8 protein-coding genes are annotated in these 7600 nt (G+C 72.8%); 3 read left to right on the top strand and 5 right to left on the bottom strand.

Annotation, left to right across the window (positions count from 1 at the left end; all coding sequences use genetic code 11):
* The first annotated feature begins 460 nt into the window (after positions 1-460).
* The 3 genes from ACI8AD_RS08760 (at position 461) to ACI8AD_RS08750 (ending at position 3882) form a co-directional block, all read left to right on the top strand.
* Positions 461-1828: an ABC transporter substrate-binding protein gene (locus ACI8AD_RS08760; protein ID WP_456870141.1), complete on the top strand. Its 1368-nt coding sequence runs from the start codon at positions 461-463 to the stop codon at positions 1826-1828.
* Between the two features lie 144 nt (positions 1829-1972).
* Positions 1973-2962, top strand: coding sequence for a carbohydrate ABC transporter permease (locus ACI8AD_RS08755; protein ID WP_456870140.1), 990 nt, complete (start codon positions 1973-1975; stop codon positions 2960-2962).
* Positions 2959-3882, top strand: a complete 924-nt coding sequence (locus ACI8AD_RS08750; RefSeq protein WP_456870139.1) for a carbohydrate ABC transporter permease — start codon at positions 2959-2961, stop codon at positions 3880-3882. The genes ACI8AD_RS08755 and ACI8AD_RS08750 overlap by 4 nt, the downstream gene beginning before the upstream one ends.
* Positions 3883-3973: 91 nt before the next feature.
* On the opposite strand, the gene ACI8AD_RS08745 is transcribed toward ACI8AD_RS08750, so the two are convergent.
* From ACI8AD_RS08745 to pgeF, 5 genes are all read right to left on the bottom strand, one after another.
* Positions 3974-4699 carry a DivIVA domain-containing protein gene (locus tag ACI8AD_RS08745; protein ID WP_456870138.1) on the bottom strand — a complete coding sequence of 242 codons (726 nt, stop codon included), beginning with the start codon at positions 4697-4699 and terminating at the stop codon, positions 3974-3976.
* A 59-nt stretch (positions 4700-4758) separates the two neighbouring features.
* Positions 4759-5055 carry a YggT family protein gene (locus ACI8AD_RS08740; RefSeq protein WP_089402918.1) on the bottom strand — a complete coding sequence of 99 codons (297 nt, stop codon included), beginning with the start codon at positions 5053-5055 and terminating at the stop codon, positions 4759-4761.
* A gap of 63 nt (positions 5056-5118) precedes the next feature.
* The gene (sepF, locus tag ACI8AD_RS08735) at positions 5119-6066 is read right to left on the bottom strand and encodes a cell division protein SepF (protein ID WP_456870137.1); all 948 of its coding nucleotides are present in this window, start codon (positions 6064-6066) and stop codon (positions 5119-5121) included.
* Positions 6066-6812 carry a YggS family pyridoxal phosphate-dependent enzyme gene (locus ACI8AD_RS08730; protein WP_456870136.1) on the bottom strand — a complete coding sequence of 249 codons (747 nt, stop codon included), beginning with the start codon at positions 6810-6812 and terminating at the stop codon, positions 6066-6068. Before ACI8AD_RS08730 ends, sepF begins: the two co-directional genes overlap by 1 nt.
* Before the next feature lie 62 nt (positions 6813-6874).
* Positions 6875-7561, bottom strand: a complete 687-nt coding sequence (pgeF, locus tag ACI8AD_RS08725) for a peptidoglycan editing factor PgeF (RefSeq protein WP_456870135.1) — start codon at positions 7559-7561, stop codon at positions 6875-6877.
* Positions 7562-7600 lie beyond the last annotated feature (39 nt).

Below are 7600 nucleotides of genomic sequence, written 5' to 3'. Positions count from 1 at the left end.
ACTGCCCGAGGGGCCGACCAGCACCAGGAACTCCCCGTCGGCGACGTCGAGGTCCAGCCCGCTGACCGACGGCGCGGACGCCCCCGGATAGGTCAAGGTGGCGTGGTCGTAGGTGATGGCGGCCATGAGGTTCCTCTGATCGTCCCTTCTGCGCCGGTGCAGATCGCCCCACTGTGACACGTCGGCCGCCGCCGGGACCACGGGGCACCGGCGTGGCAACCCGTCCGGGGCACGCGGGCACCGTCACCGTCTCCCGACCTGCACCGATTCCGGAACGACCCGTCCGGATGAGCCAGTGGTGCCGTTGCATAACGGTTTCAACACTGTTGCGCGAAACCGACCGCTCGGCCGCTTATCGTCCCCGGGCGAACACGGCGACCGGCATGGGATGCCGGTCCGTCCGCGTGCGAGGAAGCAGGGCGGCGAGGACGCCGCAGCAACCGAAGGGAAACACATGACGATGCGCGCGAGAGGCCGACGCTCCACGGCGCTGGCCGGTGGCCTGGGTGTGGCGCTGGTGCTCGCCGGCTGCGGTGCCAGCGAGACCAGCAGCGGCGAGGGGGGGACCACCGACGCCTCCGAGCTGAGCATCGACTGCGCCCCCTACGAGGAGTTCGGCGACCTGGAGGGCGAGACGGTCAGCGTCTACACCTCGATCGTCGACCCCGAGGACCAGCCGCACATCGACTCCTACGTGCCGTTCGAGGAGTGCACCGGCGTCGACGTCCAGTACGAGGGCTCGCGCGAGTTCGAGGCCCAGCTGGTCGTCCGCGTCCAGAGCGGCAACGCCCCCGACATCGCCTTCGTGCCGCAGCCGGGCCTGCTGGCCAACCTGGTCGCCCAGGGCGCCGTCGTCCCCGCGCCGGCCCAGACCGAGGCCAACGTCGACGAGTACTGGGACGAGAGCTGGAAGAACTACGGCTCGGTGGACGGCGAGTTCTACGCCGCCCCGCTCGGCGCCAACGCCAAGTCCTTCGTCTGGTACTCGCCGTCGGCCTTCGAGGAGGCCGGCTACGAGGTGCCGCAGACCTGGGACGAGATGATCGCCCTGTCCGACCAGATCGCCGAGTCCGGCGCCAAGCCGTGGTGTGCGGGCATCGGCTCCGGTGACGCCACCGGCTGGCCGGCCACCGACTGGCTCGAGGACGTCGTCCTGCGCTCGGCCGGCCCCGACGTCTACGACCAGTGGGTCAACCACCAGATCCCGTTCAACGACCCGCAGATCGCCGAGGCGCTCGACACGGTCGGCGGCGTCCTGAAGAACCCCGACTACGTCAACGGCGGCCTGGGCGAGGTGCAGTCCATCGCGACCACCGAGTTCACCGACGCGGGCCTGCCCATCCTCGACGGCAGCTGCTTCATGCACCGCCAGGCGTCCTTCTACCAGGCCAACTGGCCGGAGGGCACCGACATCTCCGAGGACGGTGACATCTTCGCCTTCCCGCTGCCGCCCATCGAGGGCGACACGGCGCCGGTCCTCGGCGGCGGTGAGTTCACCGCGGCCTTCAACGACGAGCCGGCCACCCAGGCGTTCCAGACCTACCTCTCCTCGCCGGAGTGGGCCAACATCAAGGCCCAGGTCTCCGGCCCGGGCTGGGTCAGCGCCAACACCGGCCTCGACGTCGAGAACCTGACCTCGCCGATCGACCAGCTGGCCGCCGAGCAGTTCCAGGACCCGAACGCGGTCTTCCGGTTCGACGGTTCGGACCTGATGCCGGGTGAGGTCGGCGCCGGTGCGCTGTGGACCGAGCTGACCAACTGGATCGCGAACGACAAGCCGACCCAGCAGGTCCTCACCGACGTCGAGAACGCCTGGCCGACGTCCTGATCACCGCGGTCCCGGTCAGCCACCCCGGCTGACCGGGACCGTCCGTCCCACCACCCTGGAGGCCGGGGGGAGCGTGGCGCCACCGCACCTGCGGCGGCGCCGCGGTCCTCCCGGCGTTCCGTTGCCGAGAGAAGGTCGTCAGCGGTGCAGTGGTTCCTCGACGCGAGCACCACGGGGCACAAGTTCGCCCTGATGGTGTTCGCCATCCTCCTGTTCGCGGCCGTGATGGGTCTGATCCTGTTCGCGGTCGACCGGCCCAAGCGGGTCCCCACCTGGGTCGTGGCGGCCGGCTTCGTCGGCCCGACGCTGCTCCTGCTGGGCGTCGGCCTCGTCTACCCCGCCGTCGAGACCGTCCGGGGCTCGTTCTACAACCGGGACGGCTCGGAGTTCGTCGGCCTGGACAACTACGCCACGGTGTTCTCCGAGGACAACTTCCAGCGGGTCCTGCTGAACACGTTCCTGTGGGTGGTCCTGGTCCCGCTGCTGACCACCGGCCTCGGCCTGGTCTACGCCTACCTCGTCGACCGCACGCGCTTCGAGAAGCTGGCCAAGGCGCTGGTCTTCCTCCCGCTGGCGATCTCGATGGTCGGCGCGAGCGTGATCTGGAAGTTCGTCTACGAGTACCGCCCCGACCAGCCGGGCGTGCGCCAGATCGGCCTGCTCAACCAGCTGCTGGTGCTCATCGGCATCGAGCCGCAGCAGTTCCTGCTGAACTGGCCGTCGAACACCTTCTACCTGATCGTCGTCATGATCTGGATCCAGGCCGGCTTCGCCATGACCGTGCTGTCGGCGGCCATCAAGGCCATCCCCGACGACGTCGTGGAGGCCGCCCGCCTCGACGGCGTGGGCGGCGTGCAGATGTTCCGCTACGTGACGGTGCCGAGCATCCGCCCGGCGCTGGTCGTCGTCCTGACCACGGTGGCCATCACCACGCTGAAGGTGTTCGACGTCGTCCGCACCATGACCGGTGGCCAGTTCGGCACCAGCGTGGTGGCGAACGAGTTCTACACGCAGGCCTTCCGGCAGTTCAACTTCGGTCTCGGTGCGGCGCTCGCGGTGCTGCTGTTCGTCCTGGTCATCCCGATCATCGCCTACAACGTCCGCCAGCTGCGTCTCGCCGAGGAGATCCGATGACCACGACCACGCCGGTCATGGCGCCCGTCCCCCCGGACGAGCGTCGGCTGACCCGGACCGAGCGCCGGGCGGTGGCGGCCAAGAACAAGCTCAGCTCCCCGGCCGCCTCCATCATCGCGCTGGTCATCGCGGTGCTCTGGACGGTGCCGACCCTCGGCCTGCTCATCACCTCCTTCCGGCCCGAGCTCGACATCCGCCGCTCGGGCTGGTGGACGGTCTTCAGCGACCCGCAGTTCACCCTCGACAACTACAACGAGGTGCTCTACGGCGGCGCGACGAACTTCGCGGCACTGTTCGTCAACTCGCTGGTCATCACCCTGCCGGCGGTGGTCATCCCGATCTCGCTGGCACTGCTGGCCGCGTACGCGTTCGCCTGGATCAAGTTCCCCGGCCGCAACCTCCTGTTCGTCGCGGTGTTCGCGCTGCAGGTGGTCCCGATCCAGGTGACGCTCATCCCGCTGCTGAGCCTGTACGTCGACACCGGGCTGGCCGGGTCCTTCTGGACCATCTGGCTGTCGCACTCGATCTTCGCGCTGCCGCTGGCGATCTTCCTCCTGCACAACTTCATGAAGGAGATCCCCGCGTCGCTGGTGGAGGCCGCCCGCATGGACGGCGCCGGTCACGTGAAGATCTTCTTCCAGGTGCTGCTGCCGCTGCTCACGCCGGCGATCGCGGCGTTCAGCGTCTTCCAGTTCCTGTGGGTGTGGAACGACCTGCTGGTCGCGCTCACCTTCGCCGGCGGCGCCCCCGACGTCGTCCCGCTCACCGTCCGGGTGGCCGAGCTCGCCGGCACCCGCGGGTCGGACTGGTTCCTGCTGGCCGCGGGTGCCTTCGTGTCCATGGTGCTGCCGCTCATCGTCTTCCTGGGCCTGCAGCGCTACTTCGTCCGCGGTCTGCTGGCCGGCAGCGTCAAGGGCTGAGCGCCGGCCCGGCACAGGGCGCACACACGAGAGAGGCCCCCGGACCTGGTCCGGGGGCCTCTCTCGTCGTCTCGGGCGGTGTGCGCGCCCCTCAGGCGGGCGCGTGCTGCGTCTGCCGGCTGGCCGACGACGGCTCGGCCGAGCCGCGGCTGTCGAGGTCGCGCAGGTGCGACTCCAGGTAGGAGCGGAACCGCGTGCGGTACTCGCGCTCGAAGGTGCGCAGCTCCTCGATCTTGCGCTCGAGGTTGGCGCGCTTCTCCTCCAGGCCGCCCATGACCTCGCGGTGCCGGCGCTCGGCGTCCTGGTCGAGGGCCGCGGCCTTGGCGCGGGCCTCGCGCTCCATCGTGTCGGCGCGGGTGCGGGCGTCGTTGACCATCGACTCCGCGCGGGCGCGGGCGTCGTTGACCATCTGCTCGCTCTTGGACCGGGCGTCGGACAGCAGCCGGTCGCTGGTGGCCTTGGCGCTGGAGACCATCTGGTCGGCCTGCGCCTTGGCCTCGTTGACGTAGCGGTCAGCCGTCTCCGAGGCCAGCGCCAGCATCCGGGAGGCCCGCGCGGTGTCGTCCTCGCGCGCGACCGGCTGGGGCGGCGGCGCGGGCGCCGGCGGCGGCTCGGGTGCGGCGGCCTGGGCGGCGACCCGGCCGGTGCTCGACCCCGAGCGCAGCTCGTTGTTCTCCTCGATCAGCCGGGCGAGCTCGGCCTCCACCACGTCGAGGAACGCGTCCACCTCGTCCTCGTCGTAGCCACGCTTCCCGATCGGCGGCTTCTTGAAGACGACGTTGTGCACGTCGGCTGGCGTGAGTGGCAAGGGGCTCACCTCGGGTCGGACGGCGGGGACGGGGACGGTCGATCACGCGCGGGCCGCGTGAGCGGTGGTCAGGCGGTGAGGGCGAGACCGGTCGTGATGTTCCGCAGGATGTACACGGCGATCAATAAGACCATGAACGCGAGGTCGAGGCGGATGGACCCCAGGTTCAGCGGCGGGATCACCTTCCGGATGGCCTTGAGCGGCGGGTCGGTGGTCGCGTAGACGACCTCGAGACCCGCGGCCACGAAGCCCGACGGGCGCCAGCTGCGCGCCAGGACCATCACCCAGTCCACGACGAAGCGCGCGAACAGCAGGATCAGGAAGACGAGCAGGATCGACGAGACGATCTGCCAGAAGAGAGCCACTGTCCTCGCTCGTCCCGGGGCACGCGCGGTGCCGTGTGTCTGCCAGCGCCCCGGCCGACGACCTCAGGACTGGGCGAAGAACCCGCCCTCGCGGATCCGGGCCTTGTCCTCGGCCGTCACGTCGACGTCCCTGGGGCTGAGCAGGAACACCTTGGCCGTGACGGGCTCGATGCTACCGCGCAGGCCGAAGATCAGTCCCGCTGCGAAGTCCACGAGCCTGCGCGCGTCGGCGTGGTCGAGGTCGGTGAGGTTCATGATGACCGGGCTGCCCTCGCGGAAGGCCTCCCCGATGGCCCGCGCCTCGTTGTAGGTCTTGGGGCTCAGCGTGGTGATCCGGTAGGGCTGCGGGGCGGGGGCCGGCTCGGCGGCCGCGACCGGCTCGCGGGCGGCCAGCCCGGCGGCCGCGGCGCCGCCGCCCGCTCCCCCGGCGGTGCCGGCGCCCGCGCCGACGCTGCCCAGGCGCGGGGCGGGGGTGCCGGCCGACGCCGGCACCCGGGACTCACCGGCGGACCCCTGCGCCGGCACCGGCCCCGAGGACGCCACCGGGGTGGCCAGGCCCAGCCGGGTCGCGCCGCGGCGCGGCAGCGCCGGCTCCGGGTCGGCGGCGTCGTCGCGCGCGTCGAGGCCGCGCGGGTCGAGGCCACGCGGGTCGAGGCCACGGGGCTCGGGGCCGCGCGGCTCGGCGCGCTCGTCGAAGCGCTCGTCGTCGTAGCGGCGGTCGTAGCGCTCGTCGTAGCCGGGGTCGCCGGTCAGCGAGTCGTAGCCGCCGTAGCCGGCCCCGGCGCGCCCCTCGGAGGCGTAGCGGTCGTCGGCGCGCTCGTCGAAACGGCCCTCGAAGCGGCCGGCGCGGCGCTCGTCGTAGCGCCCGTCGTCGTAGCGCTCGTCGTAGCGGCCGTCGTCGTACCGGTCGTGGTGGTCGGCCTGGCGGGCGTCGTAGCGCCCGTAGGCGCGGGCGTCGTCGTCCTCGACGAGTCCGAGGTAGATGCCCATCTTCCGCATGGCCCCGGCCATCAGACCTCCTCCGGGGACCCGGGTGGGACCCCTGTGACTCGTGTGACTCGGGGCGAGGGTAGGGGCCGGGAGCCGAAGAGCGCGGTTCCGACACGCACCAGCGTGGCGCCCGCCGCGACGGCCTCCTCGAGGTCGGCGCTCATGCCGGCGGACAGCTCGGCGGCGTCGGGGTGGTCGGCCCGCACGCGGGCGGCCAGCGCGGCCAGCCGGGCGAAGGCCGGCCCGGGCTCCTCGTCGCGCGGGGCGACGGCCATGAGCCCGCGCAGCCGCAGTCCGGGCAGCCCCGCGACGGCGTCGGCCAGCGCCGGGACGTCGTCGGGCGCCGCGCCGCCGCGCTCGGCGAGCTCACCGGCGGCCCCGCCGAGGTCGACCTGCACGAACGCCTCGACCGGCCGGCCGGCCGCCTCCCCCGCCCGCGCCAGCGCCCGGGCCAGCGGCAGCCGGTCGAGGGAGTGGACGACGGCGCCGGTGCGGGCCACCGCGGCGGCCTTGTTGCGCTGCAGCTGGCCGACGAAGTGCCACTGCAGCGGCAGGTCGGCGAGCTCGGCGGCCTTGGCGGTGAGCTCCTGGGCGCGGTTCTCGCCGAACGCCGTCTGGCCCAGGGCCGCCAGGGCGCGGACGTCGTCGGCCGGGAAGGTCTTGCTGACCGCCAGCAGCGCCACCGAGGAGGGGTCGCGGCCGGCGGCGCGGGCGGCGTCGGCGATGCGCCGGCGGACGGCGGCCAGGCGGTCGGCCGGGGAGGTCATGCGCCGATCCTCCCGGATCGGGCCCGTGCACTTCCCCGGAAGTGCACGCGAGGGGTCCTGCGTCAGGACAGCCAGGTGACGCCGGCCTGCCGTCCGGTGACGCCGTCGCGGCGGTGGCTGAACAGCCGGCGGTCCTCGACGGTGCAGCGCGGGTCGTGCACCACCTGGGCCACGCCGGCGCGGGTCATCAGCTCGTCGAGCCCGGCGCGCAGGTCCAGTCCCGGGGTGCCCCGCCGGGTCCGGACGGCGGCCGCCGGCGCGACCCGGGCCACCTCGGCCTGCATCGCCCGCGGCACCTCGTAGCAGGCGCCGCAGACGGCCGGGCCGAGCAGCGCGGTGGTGTCGGCCGGGCGGCTGCCGAGCCGGACCATGGCGGCCAGCGTCGAGGGGACCACCCCCTGCCGCACGCCCTCGCGGCCGGCGTGGACGGCGGCGACCACCCCGGCGACCGGGTCGGCCAGGAGCACGGGGACGCAGTCGGCGACGAGCACGCACAGCACGAGACCGGGCGTGCGGGTGACCAGCGCGTCGGTGGCCGGCAGCGGGGCCTCGACCGGTCCGTCGACGACGGCGACGCCGGTGCCGTGGACCTGGTCCATCCACACCAGCCGCTCCCCGGGCACACCGAGCTCGCGGGCGAGGCGCTCGCGGTTGGCCGCGACGTCGACCGGGTCGTCACCGACGTGGGCCCCGAGGTTGAACGCGTCGTAGGGCGGGCGCGAGCGCCCGCCCCGCCGGTCGGTGACCACCCGTCGAGGGCGCACCTCCGGCGGACGAAGGACCCCCTC

The organism is Geodermatophilus sp. SYSU D00766 (genome assembly GCF_054049915.1).
This window is presented reverse-complemented; position numbering and strand designations above follow the sequence as displayed.